Raw genomic sequence first — 16,431 nt, forward strand, 5'->3', positions numbered from 1 at the left:
TCAGTGACCGCGGAACCGGTTGATGGCGCTTTCGTGGCGCGACCGCATCTCGGTGTCCCGGACGCCGAGCCCGTCGGCCGGGGCGAGGCACCGCACGCCGACCTTGCCCTGGTGCGCGTTGCGGTGCACCTCGTACGCGGCCTGGCCGGTCTGCTCCAGCGCGTACGTCTTCGACACGGTCGGGTGGACCTTGCCCAGCGCGACCAGCCGGTTGGCCTGCCACGCCTCGTGGTAGTTGGCGAAGTGGCTGCCGACGATGCGCTTGAGGTGCATCCACAGGTAGCGGTTGTCGTACTGGTGGTTGAAGCCGCTGGTGGAGGCGCAGGTGACGATCGTGCCGCCCTTCTTGGCGACGTAGACGCTGGCGCCGAACGTCTCCCGGCCCGGGTGCTCGAAGACGATGTCCGGGTCCTCGCCGCCGGTCAGCTCGCGGATGCGCTCACCGAAGCGGCGCCACTCGTCCTGGTCCTGGGTCTGCTCGTCGGACCAGAACTTGAACCCCTCGGCGGTGCGGTCGATGACCAGCTCGGCGCCCATCTTGCGGCACAGCTCGGCCTTCTCCGGCGAGGAGACCACGCAGACCGGGATCGCGCCGCCGTTGAGGGCCATCTGGGTGGCGTAGCCGCCGAGGCCGCCGGAGGCGCCCCAGATCAGCACCACGTCGCCCTGCTTCATGTTCGCGCCGTGGTGCGAGACGAGCTGCCGGTACGCGGTGGAGTTGACCAGGCCGGGGCTGGCCGCCTCCTCCCAGCTCAGGTGGCGCGGCTTCGGCATCAGCTGGTTGGCCTTCACGATCGCCAGCTCGGCCAGGCCGCCGAAGTTGGTCTCGAAGCCCCAGATCCGCTGCTGCGGGTCGAGCATCGTGTCGTCGTGACCGGCGGAGTCCTCCAGTTCGACCGAGAGGCAGTGTGCGACCACCTCGTCGCCGGCCTTCCACTTGGTCACGCCCGGCCCGGTGCGCAGCACCACGCCCGCGGCGTCCGAGCCGACCACGTGGTACGGCAGGTCGTGGCGGCGGGTCAGCTCGGAGAGCCGGCCGTAGCGCTGGAGGAACTTGAAGGTGGGCAGCGGCTCGAAGATGCTCGTCCACACCGTGTTGTAGTTGATCGCGCTGGCCATCACCGCGACGAGCGCCTCACCCGGGCCCAGTTCCGGGGTGGGCACCTCCTGCACGTGCAGCGCCTTGCGCGGGTCCTTGTCGCGGGTGGCCATGCCCTCGAACATGCGGGTGTCCTCGGCGCGCACCACCACGCCCCGGTAGCTCTCCGGCACGGGCAGGCCGGCGAGGCCGGCGAGCTCCCGCTCCGGCTGCGACGAACCCTCCGCCGCCATGATCGCTTCGAGGATGTCCTGCACGGTGACCTCCCGTTAGTCCACACCCGCACGACGCGGGCAGGGGTGCTGCCATAGTCGGCGCCGGTGCGACGGGACCGCCATGTCGGCAATCGACACATTCGCCACCGGTCGCCGCTGCTGTTCGGGCGGACGTTACTGAACGGTAGCTAAAGCGGGAACCCCTCTGTGAAAAACTGCATCCACCGATGCGTGGAGGTGTCCGTGGGAACGTGCAAGCGCGCACTGCCGCGCGCGTTCCCACGTGTTAGGAAGGGCCCCTTCTTAACAGACGTCTGTTAAGAAGGGGCCCTTCCTTGCGCCGTCAGGCGGGCTGGACCAGCTCGATCAGTACGCCGCCGGCGTCCTTGGGGTGCACGAAGTTGACCCGGGAGTCCGAGGTGCCGCGCCGGGGCGCGTCGTAGAGCAGCCGTACGCCGCGCTCGCGCAGCGCCGCGCAGGCCACGTCGATGTCCGCCACCGTGTACGCGACCTGCTGGATGCCCGGACCGCGCTTGTCCAGGAACTTGCCGATCGTGGTGTCCGGCGAGAGCGGCGCGAGCAGCTGCACCATGCCGCCGGAGGCGTCCGGCCCGACCGCCAGCATCGCCTCGCGTACGCCCTGCTCGGCGTTGGTCTCGGTGTGCACGCAGCGCATCCCGAACGTGCGCTGGTAGAAGTCGATCGCGGCGTCCAGGTCGGCCACGGCGATCCCGACGTGGTCGATGCGGCGCAGGCCGATGTCTGTGACAAACTCGGCAGCGGGCTCGACGGGGGAGTTCTCAGCCATGACGCTAGTCTGACCGAACAATCGTTAAGGCGTACAGGTCGGCACCCCCTCGGAGGCAGGCAATGGCTTCGGTGATCGTCAGCGGCGCGCGGACCCCCATGGGGCGCCTGCTGGGCAACCTCAAGGACCTCCCCGCGACCAGGCTCGGTGGCATCGCGATCAAGGCCGCCCTGGAGCGCGCCGGCGTCGCGCCCGAGCAGGTCCAGTACGTGATCATGGGCCAGGTGCTCCAGGCCGGCGCCGGGCAGATCCCGGCCCGGCAGGCGGCCGTCGAGGCCGGCATCCCGATGTCCACCCCGGCGCTGACCATCAACAAGGTCTGCCTCTCCGGGCTGGACGCGATCGCGCTCGCCGACCAGCTCATCCGGGCCGGTGAGTTCGACGTCGTGGTGGCCGGCGGCATGGAGTCCATGACCAACGCCCCGCACCTGCTGCTCGGGCAGCGCTCCGGCTACAAGTACGGCGACGTGACGGTCAAGGACCACATGGCCCTCGACGGCCTCACCGACGCCTGGGACTGCTGCTCGATGGGCGAGTCCACCGAGCGTCACGGCGCGAGGCACGGCATCACCCGCGAGGAGCAGGACGCGTTCGCCGCGGCCAGCCACCAGCGTGCCGCCGCCGCGCAGAAGAACGGCCACTTCGGCGAAGAGATCACCCCGGTGGTCATCCCGCAGCGCAAGGGTGACCCGCTGGTGATCAGCGAGGACGAGGGCATCCGCCCGGACACCACCGCCGAGTCGCTCGGGAAGCTGCGTCCCGCCTTCGCCAAGGACGGCACCATCACCGCGGGCAGCTCCTCGCCGATCTCCGACGGCGCCGCCGCCGTGGTCGTGATGAGCAAGGCCAAGGCCAAGGAGCTGGGCCTGACCTGGCTGGCCGAGATCGGCGCGCACGGCAACGTGGCCGGCCCGGACAACTCCCTGCACTCGCAGCCGTCCAACGCGATCAACCACGCCCTGAAGAAGGGTGGCCTGAGCATCGAGGACCTCGACCTCATCGAGATCAACGAGGCGTTCGCGGCGGTGGGCATCCAGTCCACCCGTGACCTCGGGATCAGCGCCGACAAGGTGAACGTCAACGGTGGTGCGATCGCGCTCGGCCACCCGATCGGCATGTCCGGCGCCCGCCTCGTACTCACGCTCGCGATGGAGCTGAAGCGGCGCGGCGGCGGCACCGGCGCGGCGGCGCTCTGCGGCGGTGGCGGGCAGGGCGACGCGCTGATCATCCACGTACCGAACGGCGCCGAGAGCTGATCACCTTGAACGACGCGAGCAACGCCCCGGCGGCGGCCTCCGGGCCGGTGCGCCGCAGCCGGGACGTACCCATGCTGGTGGAACGGGCCCGCGCGGGTGACCCCCGCGCGGTGGCCCGGCTGATCACGCTGGTCGAGTCCGGCGACGAGGTGCTGCCGCAGGTCGCGGCGGCGCTCGCGCCGTACGCCGGGCACGCCCAGGTGGTCGGCCTGACCGGCTCGCCCGGCGTGGGCAAGTCGACCACCACGAACGAGCTGGTACGCGCGCTGCGGGCACGCGGGCACCGGGTCGGCGTGCTGGCGATCGACCCGTCCAGCCCGTTCACCGGCGGGGCGATCCTCGGCGACCGGGTCCGGATGCAGGACCACGCGACCGACCCGGGCGTCTACATCCGCTCGATGTCCAGCCGGGGCCACCTGGGCGGGCTCTCCGCCGCGACGCCGCAGGCGGTGCGCGTGCTGGAGGGCGCGGGCTGCGACGTGGTGCTCGTCGAGACCGTCGGCGTCGGGCAGGCCGAGGTGGAGGTGGCCTCGCTGGCCGACACCACGCTCGTGCTGCTCGCGCCGGGCATGGGCGACGCGATCCAGGCGGTCAAGGCCGGCATCCTGGAGATCGCCGACGTCTTCGTGGTCAACAAGGCCGACCGGGACGGCGCGGACGCCACCGTCCGCGACATCCAGGGCATGATCGCGCTCGGCGAGCGCGGGCCGGGGGAGTGGCGGCCGCAGGTGGTGCGCTCGATCGCCGCCCGCGCCGAGGGCATCGACGACATCGCCGCCGCGATCGACAAGCACCGCGACTGGCTGGAGCGCCACGGCGAGCTGCGCCGCCGCCGGGAGGCGCGGGCCGCCGCCGAGATCGAGGCGATCGCGCTGGGCGCGCTGCGTGCCCGGATCGGCTCACTGCGCGACGGTACGCAGCTCCCGACGCTCGCGGCCAAGGTGGCCGAGGGCGCGATCGACCCGTACGCGGCGGCCGACGAGCTGCTGACCCAGCTCGGCTCCTGACCCTCCCCGCCGCGTTGATCTTGCGGTTGCGGCCCCGGGAACGCCTGCTTCGCGGCTTCTGCCGGGGCCGCAACTCCATGATCGACGGTCGATGTACGCTCCCCCCGGACGAGGGAGGGTGGGGCGCGTGGAGCATGACGCTACTCAGGAACTGCCGGTGACGCCTGAGGCCGTGGCGGGCGGGAGCACTTCGGTCTCGGACGAGGTGGTCGAGAAGATCGCGGTGGCCGCCGCGAAGTCGGTGCCCGGGGTGGCCGAGCTGGGCGGCGACATCGCCCGCTTCTTCAACGCCGTGCTGGACCGGGTCGGGCTGGACCAGGTCGGGGACGCGCGGCGCGGCTGCTCGGCGCACGTCACCGACGGGTCGGCAGTGGTCAACCTCGTCCTCGTGATCGAGGCCGGGCACCCGGTGCCGCAGGTGACGAACGAGGTCCGGGCCGCGGTGACGTCCGCGATCGAGGCGTACGGGCTGCGAGCCGCCGAGATCAACATCCGGGTCGACGACGTGGCGATGGGTTCCCCGGCCTCCGTCTGAAGACCCGTAGATCTTGGTACGAAAGTGCCCCCCAAGGGGCCTCTTCGTACCAAGATCTCTTAGCGCGTGGCTCAGATCTCGGATACGGCCGTGTGGCGGTCGGCGAGCGTCAGCGCCTCGTCGAGGATCGCCAGGCCCGCCTTGGCCTCCGTCTCCGACACGGTGCACGGCGGCACCACGTGGATCCGGTTGAAGTTGGCGAACGCGACCAGGCCGCCGCGCTTGCACGCGGCCAGGACCTCGTTCATCTCCGGCGACGACGACCCGTACGGCGCCAGCGGCTCCTTCGTCTCGCGGTCGCGCACCAGTTCCAGTGCCCAGAACACGCCGAGCCCGCGTACGTCACCGACGCTCGGGTGCCGTTCGGCCAGCTCACGCAGCCCCGGGCCCAGCACGTCGGCGCCGATCGTGGCGGCGTTCTCGACGATCCGCTCGTCCCGCATCACGTTGATGGTCGCGACGGCGGCGGCGGTGGCCAGCGGGTGGCCGGAGTAGGTCAGGCCGCCGGGGTAGGCACGGGTGGCGAACGTCTCGGCGACGTGGTCGGCGATCACCACACCGCCGAGCGGGACGTAACCGGAGTTCACGCCCTTGGCGAAGGTGATCAGGTCGGGCACCACGCCGTAGTGGTCCAGCGCGAACCAGGCGCCGGTACGCCCGAAGCCGGCCATCACCTCGTCGGCGATGTAGAGGATGCCGTGCCTGTCGCACAGCTCCCGTACGCCCGTGAGGAAGCCCGGCGGCGGCGGCATGATGCCGGCGGTGCCCGGCACCGTCTCCAGCACGATCGCGGCGATGGTGGACGGGCCCTCCATCTCCACGACGCGTTCGAGGTGGCGCAGCGCGAGCGCGCACTCCTCCTCCTCGGTCGTGGCGCCGAACTCCGACCGGTACAGGAACGGGCCGAAGAAGTGCACCACCCCGGCGGTGCCGTTGTCGCTGGGCCAGCGGCGTGGGTCGCCGGTGAGGTTCACCGCGGTCTGGGTGCCGCCGTGGTAGCTGCGGTACTGCGACAGCACCTTCGGCCGGCCGGTGTGCAGCCGGGCCATCCGGACGGCGTGCTCGATCGCGTCCGCGCCACCGTTGGTGAAGAACACCTTGGAAAGGCCGGCCGGGGTCAGCTCGGTGATCAGCCGGGCCGCCTCGCCGCGGGCGTCGTTGGCGTACGACGGCGCGATCGTGCACAGGCGGGCCGCCTGCTCCTGGATCGCCGCGACCACCACCGGGTGCTGGTGGCCGATGTTGGTGTTGACGAGCTGGGACGAGAAGTCCAGGTAGCGGTTCCCGTCGCCGTCCCAGAAGTACGAGCCCTCGGCGCGCTCGACCACCATCGGGTCGAGCAGGGACTGGGCGGACCAGGAGTGGAAGACGTGGGCTCGGTCGAGTTCGTAGGTGCGCCGTGCGCTGGTGCTCATCGGTCTCTCTCCGCTGCTCAGTCGTTCTCGGGGAAGCCGAGGTTGATCCCGCCGTGGCTGGGGTCGAGCCACCGGGAGGTGACGACCTTGCCGCGGGTGAAGAAGTGCACGCCCTCGGCGCCGTGGGCGTGCGAGTCGCCGAAGAGGCTGTCCTTCCAGCCGCCGAAGGAGTAGTAGGCCATCGGCACCGGGATCGGCACGTTGACGCCGACCATGCCGACCTCGACCTCGTTCTGGTAGCGGCGCGCGGCGCCGCCGTCGTTGGTGAAGATGGCCGTCCCGTTGCCGTACCGGTTGGCGTTGACCAGCGCGAGCGCCTCGTCGTAGCTGCCGACGCGCACGACTGACAGCACCGGCCCGAAGATCTCGTCGGTGTAGACGCTCATCTCCGGCGACACCCGGTCCAGCAGGCTCGGCCCGAGCCAGAACCCGGACTCGTCGCCGTCGGCCCGCACCTCGCGGCCGTCCACCACCAGTTCTGCGCCGGCCTCGACGCCCGCGTCGAGGTACGACGCGACGCGGTCGCGGTGCTCCCGGGTGACCAGCGGGCCCATGTCGCAGGAGCGCCGGCCGTCACCGACCTTCAGCGTGGCGATGCGCTCGCGGATCCGGGCCACCAGGTCGTCGGCTACGGGTTCGACCACCACCAGGGCCGAGATCGCCATGCACCGCTCACCGGCCGAACCGAACCCGGCGTTGACCGCCGCGTCGGCGGCCAGGTCCAGGTCGGCGTCCGGCAGCACCACCATGTGGTTCTTCGCGCCGCCGAGGGCCTGGACGCGCTTGCCGTTGCGGGTGCCGGTCTCGTACACGTACCGGGCGATCGGCGTGGAGCCGACGAACGACACCGCCTTGACCTCGGGATGCTCCAGGAGCCGGTCCACAGCGACCTTGTCGCCGTGTACGACGTTGAACACGCCCGCGGGCAGGCCGGCCTGCTCCCACAGCCGGGCCACGAGCAGCGACGCGGACGGATCCTTCTCGCTGGGCTTGAGCACGACGGTGTTGCCCGCCGCGACGGCGACGGGCACGAACCACATCGGCACCATCACCGGGAAGTTGAACGGCGAGATGACGGCGCAGACGCCGACCGGCTGGCGGATGGAGTAGACGTCCACGTTCGTGGACACGCCCTCGGAGTAGCCGCCCTTGAGCAGGTGCGGGATCCCGCAGGCGAACTCGACGACCTCCAGCCCTCGGGTGACCTCGCCGAGGGCGTCGGCGACGACCTTGCCGTGCTCGGCCGTGATCAGCTCGGCCAGCTCCTGCTTGTGCTGGTCGACCAGCTCCCGGAACGCGAACAGCACCTGGGTGCGCCTGGTCAGCGACGACGTCCGCCAGGAGGCGAACGCGGCGGCGGCCGAGGCGACGGCCTGGTCCACCTCGTCGACGGAGGCCAGCGGCACCTCCGCCCGGACCGCGCCCAGCGCCGGATCGTAGACCGGAGCCGTACGCTCGGTGACGCCGGTGAACGGCTTGCCGTCGATCCAGTGGGTCACCCGCTCCAGCGGGACGGGAGCGGGCACGGTGCCGGGTGCTGTCTGGGTCATGCCCCGGATCATCTGCGCTTCCCCACGCCCGGGCAATGGGCACTGTGTCGTTCCCGTCCGCGGGAAGCGCACATACTGTGCGCCGGAGGAGAGGGGGAGGCGCTCCGATGCCGATGACGGTCCGCGACGTGCTCGAACTGCCGGCGTTGCAGCAGGCCGGGCCGCGCGTCCTGGCGGGCCGGGACCGGCTGGACGCGCCGGTGCGCTGGGTGCACGTCGCCGAGATCCCCGAGATCGCCGACCTGCTGCGTGGTGGCGAGCTGGTCCTGACCACTGGCATCGGCCTGCCCCCCGACGACGACGGACTGCGCCGGTGGATCGACGGCCTCGCGGCCGTCGGGGTGGCGGGTGTGGTGGTCGAGCTGGGCCGCCGGTTCGGGGGCACGCTGCCGGCCGGGCTGGTCGAGCACGCCCGCAGCCGGAACCTGCCCCTCATCGCGCTCCGGCGCGAGATGCGGTTCGTGGCCGTCACCGAGGTCGTCCACTCGGTGATCGTCGCGGAGCAGACGGCCGACCTGCTCGCGAAGGACGAGATCCACCGCATCTTCACCGAGCTGTCGGTGGAGGGCGCCGAGCCCCGGCAGGTGCTCCGCGAGGTCACCCGCCTGTCCCGGCGTCCCGCCGTGCTGGAGAACCTCGCCCACCAGGTGCTGGCGTACGAGACCGGCCCGCTGACCGCCGAGGAGCTGCTCGACCGCTGGGAGACCCGCTCACGTGCGGTCGAGGTCCCGTCCGGCACCGGCTACGAGCCGCACTCGGGCTGGCTGGTCACCGGTGTCGAGGCGCGGGGCAACAGGTGGGGGCGGCTCGTGCTGCTGTGCGACCAGGAGCCGCCGGCCCGGACCCGGGTGCTGCTGGAACGCGCCGCGTCCACCATCGCGCTGAACCAGCTCGTCGCCCGGGACTCGTCGTCGGTCGAGCGGCAGGCGCGCAGCAGCCTGCTGCTGAGCCTCGTCAACCACTCGGCGCCCACCCGGGACGTGGCGCTGCGGGCGCGCGGGCTCGGCGTCGTCCTGGAGCAGCGACTGCTGCTCGGCGTCGTGGTCCGGCGGCGCCGGCCGGCCCCGGTCACCGGCGTCGAGGCGAACGCGCGCCGGCGGGAACTGCTGGACGCGGTGGAGACGGCGGTACGCGAGTGCGGGCTCGCCGCGCTCGTCGGCGACGTGGACGAGGCGGCCGGCGTCACCCTCCTCGTCGCGCTCGACGAGACCGGCTCGGACGAAGCCGCGCTGGGGAGCCTGTCCGCCGCGCTCACCCGGGCGGGCCACCGGGCCGGATCGGACGTGGTGGTCGCCGCCGGATCGGTGGTCCGGACGCTCGACCTGGCCCGGCGCTCACTGGTCGAGGCGGCGCAGGTCGCCGACGCGACTGTGCACACCGCCGAGCCGCGACCGTTCTACCGGCTGCACGACGTCCGCCTCCGGGGCCTGCTGTACCTGCTGCGCGACGACGTGCGCCTGCAGACGTTCGTCGAGCGCGAGCTGGGCCCGCTGCTCTCCTACGACCAGCGCCACGGCACGAACCACGTCGCGCTGCTGGAGACGTATCTCGTGGAGGGGCGCAACAAGCGGCGCGCGGCGGACGCGATGTCGCTCTCGCGGTCAGCGCTCTACCAGCGGCTGGAGCTGATCGAGCGAGTGCTCGGCGTCGACCTGGATTCGAGCGAGCGGCGCCTGTCGCTGCACGTGGCGCTCACCGCCCGGGACGTCATGCGCGCCGGCGGCCCGGAGGCCACCGGCTGACCGGTCACCGGTGGGTGCCACGGCCCGACCGGAGGCGCCGGACGCCGTCGCGGGCCGGCGCGCTGTGCACGCTGACGCTGACGACCGGTACGGCGTTCGCGACGCTCTTGCGGACCGTCTCCATCGGCGCGGTTGCGGGGGAGCACTCCACGATCATCACCGCGGACCGGTCCGGGCACTGCACGTACTGGACGTGTGAGACGGCGACCCGGCGGGAGTGCAGCACGGACAGCACCTTGAGCAGGCCGGTGGTGGAGTGACCCACGCCGAGGTGGATCACCATCGTGCACGGCGTGCCGTGCTCACCGGCGGGCTCGTCGTGCGGGTGGCGGGCGGGGGCGGGCCGGGGAGGATCGACGGTTGCGGGGGTGGATGCGGACGCGCTCACGGGGGGCCTCACAGGGACGAGCCGACAGGTTGGCTTGGCCGGCGACGCACGCGGAGGCGTACGCCGCCTAGGTAATCAGCCGGGTCGCGATTCGATTGCCCACGGCGGGAGTGTGGCACGGGAACCGCCTCGTCGGGAGGCTGCGCCGGGCGGCCGTCCGCCACGTGAGACGGGGCCCTGACCTGCGGATCGACGGTGATGGGTCGTCCCGCTGGGTCCGGCCGCCGGGTTACCGGCGGGTACGCGAGCCCTTAAGGATCGTTCAGGATCTCGCTCTACACTCGGACCTGGGACGACGACTTGAGAAGGAGCTCCGCGCATGGACGCTGACGAGATCGCCGCCGGTCGGGCCCGCTGGCAGGCCCGCTACGACGCCGCCCGCAAGCGCGACGCGGACTTCACCACGCTGTCCGGACTGCCGGTCGAGCCGGTGTACGGCCCGCCGGAGGACACCGCGTACCCCGGGTTCGAGCGGATCGGCTGGCCGGGCGAGTTCCCGTACACCCGGGGTCTGTACCCGACCGGCTACCGCGGGCGGACCTGGACCATCCGGCAGTTCGCCGGCTTCGGCAACGCCCGGCAGACCAACGAGCGCTACAAGATGATCCTCGGCGCGGGCGGCGGCGGTCTCTCCGTCGCCTTCGACATGCCGACGCTGATGGGCCGCGACTCGGACGACCCGCAGTCGCTCGGCGAGGTCGGCCACTGTGGCGTCGCGATCGACTCGGCGGCCGACATGGAGGTGCTGTTCGACGGCATCGACCTGGCCGGCGTGACCACCTCGATGACCATCTCCGGCCCGGCCGTGCCGGTCTTCTGCATGTACCTGGTCGCCGCCGAACGGCAGGGCGCCGACCTGTCCACGCTGGACGGAACGCTCCAGACGGACATCTTCAAGGAGTACATCGCGCAGAAGGAGTGGCTGTTCGACCCCGAGCCGCACCTGCGCCTCATCGGCGACCTGATGGAGTACTGCGCGCGGGAGATCCCCCGCTACAAGCCGCTGTCCGTCTCCGGCTACCACATCCGCGAGGCCGGCTCGACCGCCGCGCAGGAGCTGGCGTACACGCTCGCCGACGGCTTCGGGTACGTCGAGCTGGGCCTGTCGCGCGGGCTGGACGTGAACACGTTCGCCCCCGGCCTGAGCTTCTTCTTCGACTCCCATGTGGACTTCTTCGAGGAGATCGCCAAGTTCCGCGCCGCCCGCCGGATCTGGGCCCGCTGGCTGCGCGACGTGTACGGCGCCACCAGCGAGAAGGCCCAGTGGCTGCGGTTCCACACGCAGACCGCCGGGGTGTCGCTGACCGCCCAGCAGCCGGTCAACAACGTGGTACGCACCGCCGTGGAGGCCCTGGCCGCGGTGCTCGGCGGCACCAACTCGCTGCACACCAACGCGCTCGACGAGACGCTCGCCCTGCCCACCGACGAGTCGGCCGAGATCGCCCTGCGTACCCAGCAGGTGCTGATGGAGGAGACCGGGGTGACGAACGTGGCCGACCCGCTCGGCGGCTCCTGGTACGTCGAGGCGCTCACCGACCGGATCGAGGCCGAGGCGGAGGAGATCTTCGCCCGGATCAAGCAGCTCGGCGGTGAGGGCCCGCACGCCATCGGCCCGATGACCTCCGGCATCCTTCGCGGCATCGAGGACGGCTGGTTCACCGGGCACATCGCCGAGTCGGCGTTCGTCTACCAGCAGGCGCTGGAGAAGGGCGACAAGAAGATCGTCGGCGTCAACTGCCACACCGGCACCGTGGCCAAGGATCTGGAGATCCTGCGCATCTCGCACGAGGTGGAGCTGGAGCAGCGCCGGGTGCTGACCGAGCGCAAGTCGGCCCGCGACGACGCCGCGGTGACCGCCGCCGTCGCGCGGATGGTCGAGGTCTCCCGGACCGGCGAGAACATGATCCCCGCCATGCTCGACGCGGTCCGCGCCGAGGCCACCCTCGGCGAGATCTGCGACGCCCTCCGCGCCGAGTGGGGCGTCTACCGCGAGCCCGCCCGCTTCTGACCCCCCGCTTTGCAAGGAGGGGCCCCTTATTAACAGCAGCTGTTAATAAGGGGCCCCTCCTCTACCGCAGGCGTTAACAGGGGGCCCTTCCTTGCGGGCGGGCTGAGCTGGGGGAGAGTGGTGACTGTCGCCGTCGCGGCTGGTCGGAGATCCGTCGCGTACGTGCGAGACTAGACAACCATGAGCGACCCACGGATCACCTCGTCGATCTTCACCCGCGGCGCGGTCGACCTCAGCGCGCTGCGCACCCCCGCACCGGCCGACACCTCCACCGCCACACCGTCTCCGGGCGGCACGCCCGCCGGGCTGCCGGGCAGCCCCGCCGGCTCCGCCGCCGTGATCGACGTGACCGAGGCGAACATCCAGTCCGAGGTGCTCGAACGCTCGCTCACCACACCGGTGGTGGTCTTCTTCGGCGCCGCCGGCTACCCGGAGAGCGACCAGTTCGCACCGGTGCTGGAAAAGCTGGCCGCCGAGGGCGGCGGAGCGTGGCTGCTGGCCCGGGTCGACGTGCAGCAGCAACCGCGGCTCGCGCAGATGTTCCAGCTGCAGGCGCTGCCCACCACGTACGCCATCGTCGGCGGCCGCCCGATCGACGCCTTCCCCGGCCCGGTGCCGGAGTCGCAGTTGCGACAGTGGCTCCAGGCGGTACTCAAGGCCGGCGGCGTCACCGTCGCCGAGCCGGAGGACCCGCGCCTCGACGCCGCCGACGACGCGCTGATGAGCGGTGACCTCGACGCCGCCGAGGCGGCGTACCGGAAGATCCTGGCCGAGTCGCCCGCGGACGCGGCGGCGGAGGCGGGCCTGGCGCAGGTCGGGCTTGCCCGCCGGGTGGCCGGCGCGGACCCGCAGGGCGCGCTCGACGCCGCGGCCGCCGCCCCCGACGACGTGGACGCCCAACTGCTCGCCGCCGACATCGAGGTGCTCAGCGGCCTCGCCGACCAGGCGTACAAGCGGCTCGTCGGCCTGGTCCGGCGCACCGCCGGGGACGACCGGGACCGGGTACGCCAGCACCTGCTCGGCCTGTTCACCATCGCCGGCCCGGACGACCCCGCCGTGGCCTCCGCCCGACGCGCCCTGGCCAGCGCACTGTTCTGAGTCAACCCGCGCGGGCCGGCGCACCGCCGGCCCGCCCGACCACCGAGGACGGGAGCCCATGATGCGCCGGATCGCCGTCCTCGACGCGCCGACGAACCTCGGACTGCGCCCGCCCACCGCGAGCTCCGTCCCCGGCTGCGCCAAGGCGCCGGGTGCGCTGCGCGACCACGGCCTGCTCGCCCGGCTGCGCGCCCGCGACGCCGGCTGCCTCACCCCGCCCCGGTACGACCCGGGAGACTGGCGCCCCGGCGACGGCGTCTGCCACGCGCCGGAGATCTCCGCGTACTCGCTGGCGCTCGCCGACCGGCTCGGGGCGATCATCGACCGGGGCGAGTTCCCGCTGGTGCTCGGCGGCGACTGCTCCGTGCTGCTCGGCTCGGCCCTGGCCATGCACCGCCTCGGCGAGGCGGTCGGCGGGCGGATCGGGCTGGTCTTCGTCGACGGCCACTCCGACTTCCGGCACCCCGGCAACGCCTCCTACGTCGGCGCGGCCGCCGGGGAGGACCTGGCCCTGGTCACCGGCCGGGGGCAGCCCGACCTGGCCGCGATCGAGGGCCGCCGGCCGTACTTCCGGGACATCGACGTGGTGGTGCTCGGCATCCGCGCGCAGGACGAGTACCGGCTCGACCTCCAGGCCGCCGGCATCACCACCCGGCCGGTGCCCGCGCTGCGCGCCGAGGGCGCCGCCCGGACCGCGCAGTGGGCGCACGAGCAGCTCGTCGACTGCGCCGGCTACTGGGTGCACATCGACGTGGACGTGCTCGACCCGGCGGTGATGCCCGCCGTGGACGCGCCCGACCCGGGCGGCATCGCCTTCGCCGAGCTGGAGATCCTGCTCGCCGGGCTGGTCGACACCCCGCACTGCCTCGGCGTCGAGCTGACCGTCTTCGACCCCGACTACGACCCGGACGGGGCGTACGCGGCCGAGATCGTGAACACCGTGGTGGCCGGGCTCGCCCCGGTCGTCGCGCCGGGCGCCGTACCGCCCCGGCTGCTGCCGGCCGGGCCGGTCGCACCGGCGCCACGCGCCGCCGACAGCCGGCCGGAGCCCGAGCCGCTGCCCGCCCCGGCTGCCGTACCGGCGCCGGCGGTCGCGGTGGAGCCGATCGGCCCCGACCCGACCGCCGGCGACGACCCCGGCGACGACCCGCTGGGCCCCGGCCTGCTGCGCCGCGCGCCGGCCGGAGACGAGCCGGACCCGGCCCGCTCCGGCATCGACATCGCCTGACCGGTACGCCTCAGCTCGCGGCCAGGCCGCGCAGGAACTTCTCGGCGATCGGCGCCGCGACCTTCGAGCCCGCCCCGCCCTGCTCGACGAAGACGGCGAAGGCCACATCGCCCTGCCAGCCGACGAACCAGGCGTGCGTGTGCGCCGGGTTGTTGTCGTACTCCGCGGTGCCGGTCTTGCCGTGCACCGGCTCGCCCGGCACGTCCGCCAGCGCGCTGCCGCTGCCCGAGGTGACCACCCCGCGCATCATCGACTTCAGCGCCGCCACCGACTCCGGCTTGAGCGCCTCGCCGGCCGGCGCGGGCTTGGCCGGCGCCGGGTCGAGCAGCAGCTTGGGCTGCTCGAACTTGCCCCGGGCCACCGCCGCCGTGGCGCTCGCCATAGCCAGCGGGCTCACCAGCGTGGTGCCCTGGCCGATCGCGGCCGCGGCCTGCTCGGTGGCCGAGCCGTTGGCGGAGATCTTGCCGGTGAACGCCTCCGTGCCGAGATCCCACGCGGCCTCCAGGCCGAGCGTACGGCCGGCCTGCGCCAGCCCGTCCGGGCCGAGCTTCGGCGCCAGCGCGGTGAACGCGGTGTTGCACGACTTGGCGAAGTCGGTGGCGAACGGCACCGCGCCCAGCTCGAAGTCGTCCGAGTTCTTGAAGATCCGGCCCTCGACTGTCGACGTCTTCGGGCAGTTCACTGTCGTCTGCGGCGTCACCGCGCCCCGGTCGAGCAGGCCGAGCGCGCTGACCATCTTGAACGTCGAACCCGGCGGCACCTGGGCGGTGAAGGCGAGGTTGCCGCCCGCCGCGCCCGGGCCGTTGGCCGCGGCCAGCACCGCGCCGTCGCTGATCCGCACGGCGACCAGGGCGGAGCGGCGGGCCTGACCGCGCAACGCGGCGTCGGCCGCGTTCTGGGTGGCCACGTCGAGTGTGGTCTTCACCGGCTGACCGGGCTTCGGCTCGTTGCGGAACAGCTCGGTGCCGGTCGGCTCCACCTTGCCGTCCGGCGTGGTCCGCTCGGTGATCACGGTGACGCCGGGGACGCCGCGCAGCCGCTCGTCGTACCGGCCCTGGAGGCCGCCGTGGCCGACCAGGTCGCCGCGCGCGTACCGCTCGGGGTGGGCCTGGAGGTCGTCGGCGGTGGCCTGGTCGACCGAGCCGAGCAGCGCCCGGGCGAACTCGCGCGTCGGCGCCAGCAGGAGCTGGTCGGACGGAAACCGGGTGCCGGGCAGCTCGTAGATGCGCGGCTTGATCTGCCGGTACGCCTCGTCGCGCAACGTCACCACCTCGACGAGCCCGTCCGGCTTCGCCGCCTTGAGCCGCTCGGGCAGGTCGCCCAGGTCGACCGGCGGGGTGAGCGCGGGCCGGATCGCCTTGAACGCGGCGTCCAGCTTCCGGACCAGGCCGGGCACGTCGTCGACCTCGCCGGGGACGACCTGCACCCGGACCACCGGGCGCGGCGCGACGATCGGCTGACCGGCCGCGTCCAGCACACCGGCGCGCTGCGCCGGCTCCCGCCGCAGCGCGATCTTGTCACCGCTCTCCAGCTTCTCGTGCACCACCGACGGCTCCCAGATCACCTGCCACTTGTCGTCGCCGCCGCGCTTGAGGCGTACCGGATTCTCGTAGGCCCAGTTGCCGCCGCCGGGCAGCGCCCAGCTCACCTTGAGCCGGGCGGTGGCGACGTCGCCCGTGGTGGTGATCTCGCCGGTACGCGCCAGCTCCGGCGGGTTGGCCGCGAGCGCGCCGGCGAGCGCCTGGATCTGCTTGGTCACCTCGGCGGCGGGCACCCGCCCGCCGGTCGGCTCGACGAAGCCGACCGCCTGGAGGTCGCCGGAGCGCCAGCCGCCGAGGAACGCCTCGACGGCCGTCTCCGGGCCGTCGTCCCCGGAGCATCCGGTCAGCGCGCCGGCTGTGACCAGCACGGCGGCCAGCGCCGAGAGAACGCGGTGACGGGTGTGGCGGCGGGGGCGGACGGGGTACGACACGGGCATGAAGCGGTCCCTCCGGTGCTCAACTGCCCTGCACGCTAGTACGGCGCGGCGCTCCCCACCGCCCCGCCACGGCCTCCGGCAGCGCGAGAAGCAGCGTGTGGCAG

Annotated in this window: 13 protein-coding genes; 7 read left to right on the forward strand and 6 right to left on the reverse strand. The window is 72.7% G+C overall.

What is annotated here, in order from left to right; all coding sequences use genetic code 11:
• Together ccrA and mce are read right to left on the reverse strand one after the other, a co-directional pair.
• Entirely contained in the window at positions 1-1,356 is a 1,356-nt protein-coding gene (gene ccrA / locus ABIH81_RS13795; RefSeq protein ID WP_194800729.1) for a crotonyl-CoA carboxylase/reductase, read from the reverse strand.
• A 301-nt stretch (positions 1,357-1,657) separates the two neighbouring features.
• On the reverse strand, positions 1,658-2,122 hold the full coding sequence (mce, locus tag ABIH81_RS13800) for a methylmalonyl-CoA epimerase (protein WP_030271412.1): 465 nt from the start codon (positions 2,120-2,122) through the stop codon (positions 1,658-1,660).
• Between the two features lie 62 nt (positions 2,123-2,184).
• On the opposite strand from mce, the gene ABIH81_RS13805 reads away from it, so the two are divergent.
• The 3 genes from ABIH81_RS13805 to ABIH81_RS13815 all read left to right on the forward strand — a co-directional run bounded on the left by ABIH81_RS13805 (position 2,185) and on the right by ABIH81_RS13815 (position 4,920).
• Entirely contained in the window at positions 2,185-3,378 is a 1,194-nt protein-coding gene (locus ABIH81_RS13805) for an acetyl-CoA C-acetyltransferase (protein ID WP_349880620.1), read from the forward strand.
• Between the two features lie 5 nt (positions 3,379-3,383).
• Positions 3,384-4,385, forward strand: coding sequence for a methylmalonyl Co-A mutase-associated GTPase MeaB (meaB, locus tag ABIH81_RS13810; RefSeq protein ID WP_349880621.1), 1,002 nt, complete (start codon positions 3,384-3,386; stop codon positions 4,383-4,385).
• Positions 4,386-4,512: 127 nt separating this feature from the next.
• On the forward strand, positions 4,513-4,920 hold the full coding sequence (locus ABIH81_RS13815) for an Asp23/Gls24 family envelope stress response protein (RefSeq protein WP_349880622.1): 408 nt from the start codon (positions 4,513-4,515) through the stop codon (positions 4,918-4,920).
• 71 nt (positions 4,921-4,991) lie between these two features.
• Here the strand turns inward: ABIH81_RS13815 and ABIH81_RS13820 are convergent, their stop codons facing one another.
• On the reverse strand, positions 4,992-6,335 hold the full coding sequence (locus ABIH81_RS13820; RefSeq protein WP_349880623.1) for an aspartate aminotransferase family protein: 1,344 nt from the start codon (positions 6,333-6,335) through the stop codon (positions 4,992-4,994).
• A gap of 17 nt (positions 6,336-6,352) precedes the next feature.
• Complete coding sequence (locus ABIH81_RS13825) at positions 6,353-7,843, reverse strand: CoA-acylating methylmalonate-semialdehyde dehydrogenase (protein ID WP_349881097.1); 1,491 nt, start codon at positions 7,841-7,843, stop codon at positions 6,353-6,355.
• Between the two features lie 149 nt (positions 7,844-7,992).
• Here ABIH81_RS13825 and ABIH81_RS13830 point away from each other — a divergent pair, with 149 nt between their 5' ends.
• The gene (locus tag ABIH81_RS13830; protein WP_349880624.1) at positions 7,993-9,627 is read left to right on the forward strand and encodes a PucR family transcriptional regulator ligand-binding domain-containing protein; all 1,635 of its coding nucleotides are present in this window, start codon (positions 7,993-7,995) and stop codon (positions 9,625-9,627) included.
• Positions 9,628-9,631: 4 nt separating this feature from the next.
• Here ABIH81_RS13830 and ABIH81_RS13835 read toward each other — a convergent pair whose 3' ends face one another.
• Entirely contained in the window at positions 9,632-10,015 is a 384-nt protein-coding gene (locus ABIH81_RS13835) for a hypothetical protein (RefSeq protein WP_349880625.1), read from the reverse strand.
• A gap of 319 nt (positions 10,016-10,334) precedes the next feature.
• On the opposite strand from ABIH81_RS13835, the gene ABIH81_RS13840 reads away from it, so the two are divergent.
• From ABIH81_RS13840 to ABIH81_RS13850, 3 genes are all read left to right on the forward strand, one after another.
• Positions 10,335-12,023 carry a methylmalonyl-CoA mutase family protein gene (locus ABIH81_RS13840; RefSeq protein ID WP_349880627.1) on the forward strand — a complete coding sequence of 563 codons (1,689 nt, stop codon included), beginning with the start codon at positions 10,335-10,337 and terminating at the stop codon, positions 12,021-12,023.
• Between the two features lie 180 nt (positions 12,024-12,203).
• Entirely contained in the window at positions 12,204-13,121 is a 918-nt protein-coding gene (locus tag ABIH81_RS13845) for a tetratricopeptide repeat protein (RefSeq protein ID WP_349880628.1), read from the forward strand.
• Positions 13,122-13,179: 58 nt separating this feature from the next.
• Complete coding sequence (locus ABIH81_RS13850; protein WP_349880630.1) at positions 13,180-14,349, forward strand: arginase family protein; 1,170 nt, start codon at positions 13,180-13,182, stop codon at positions 14,347-14,349.
• Between the two features lie 10 nt (positions 14,350-14,359).
• Here the strand turns inward: ABIH81_RS13850 and ABIH81_RS13855 are convergent, their stop codons facing one another.
• Positions 14,360-16,327: a penicillin-binding transpeptidase domain-containing protein gene (locus ABIH81_RS13855; RefSeq protein ID WP_349880631.1), complete on the reverse strand. Its 1,968-nt coding sequence runs from the start codon at positions 16,325-16,327 to the stop codon at positions 14,360-14,362.
• Between the last annotated feature and the right edge of the window lie 104 nt (positions 16,328-16,431).

Origin of the sequence: Micromonospora sp. HUAS YX12 (assembly GCF_040215685.1) — a bacterium.
GTDB classification, from domain to species: Bacteria; Actinomycetota; Actinomycetes; order Mycobacteriales; family Micromonosporaceae; genus Micromonospora; species Micromonospora tulbaghiae.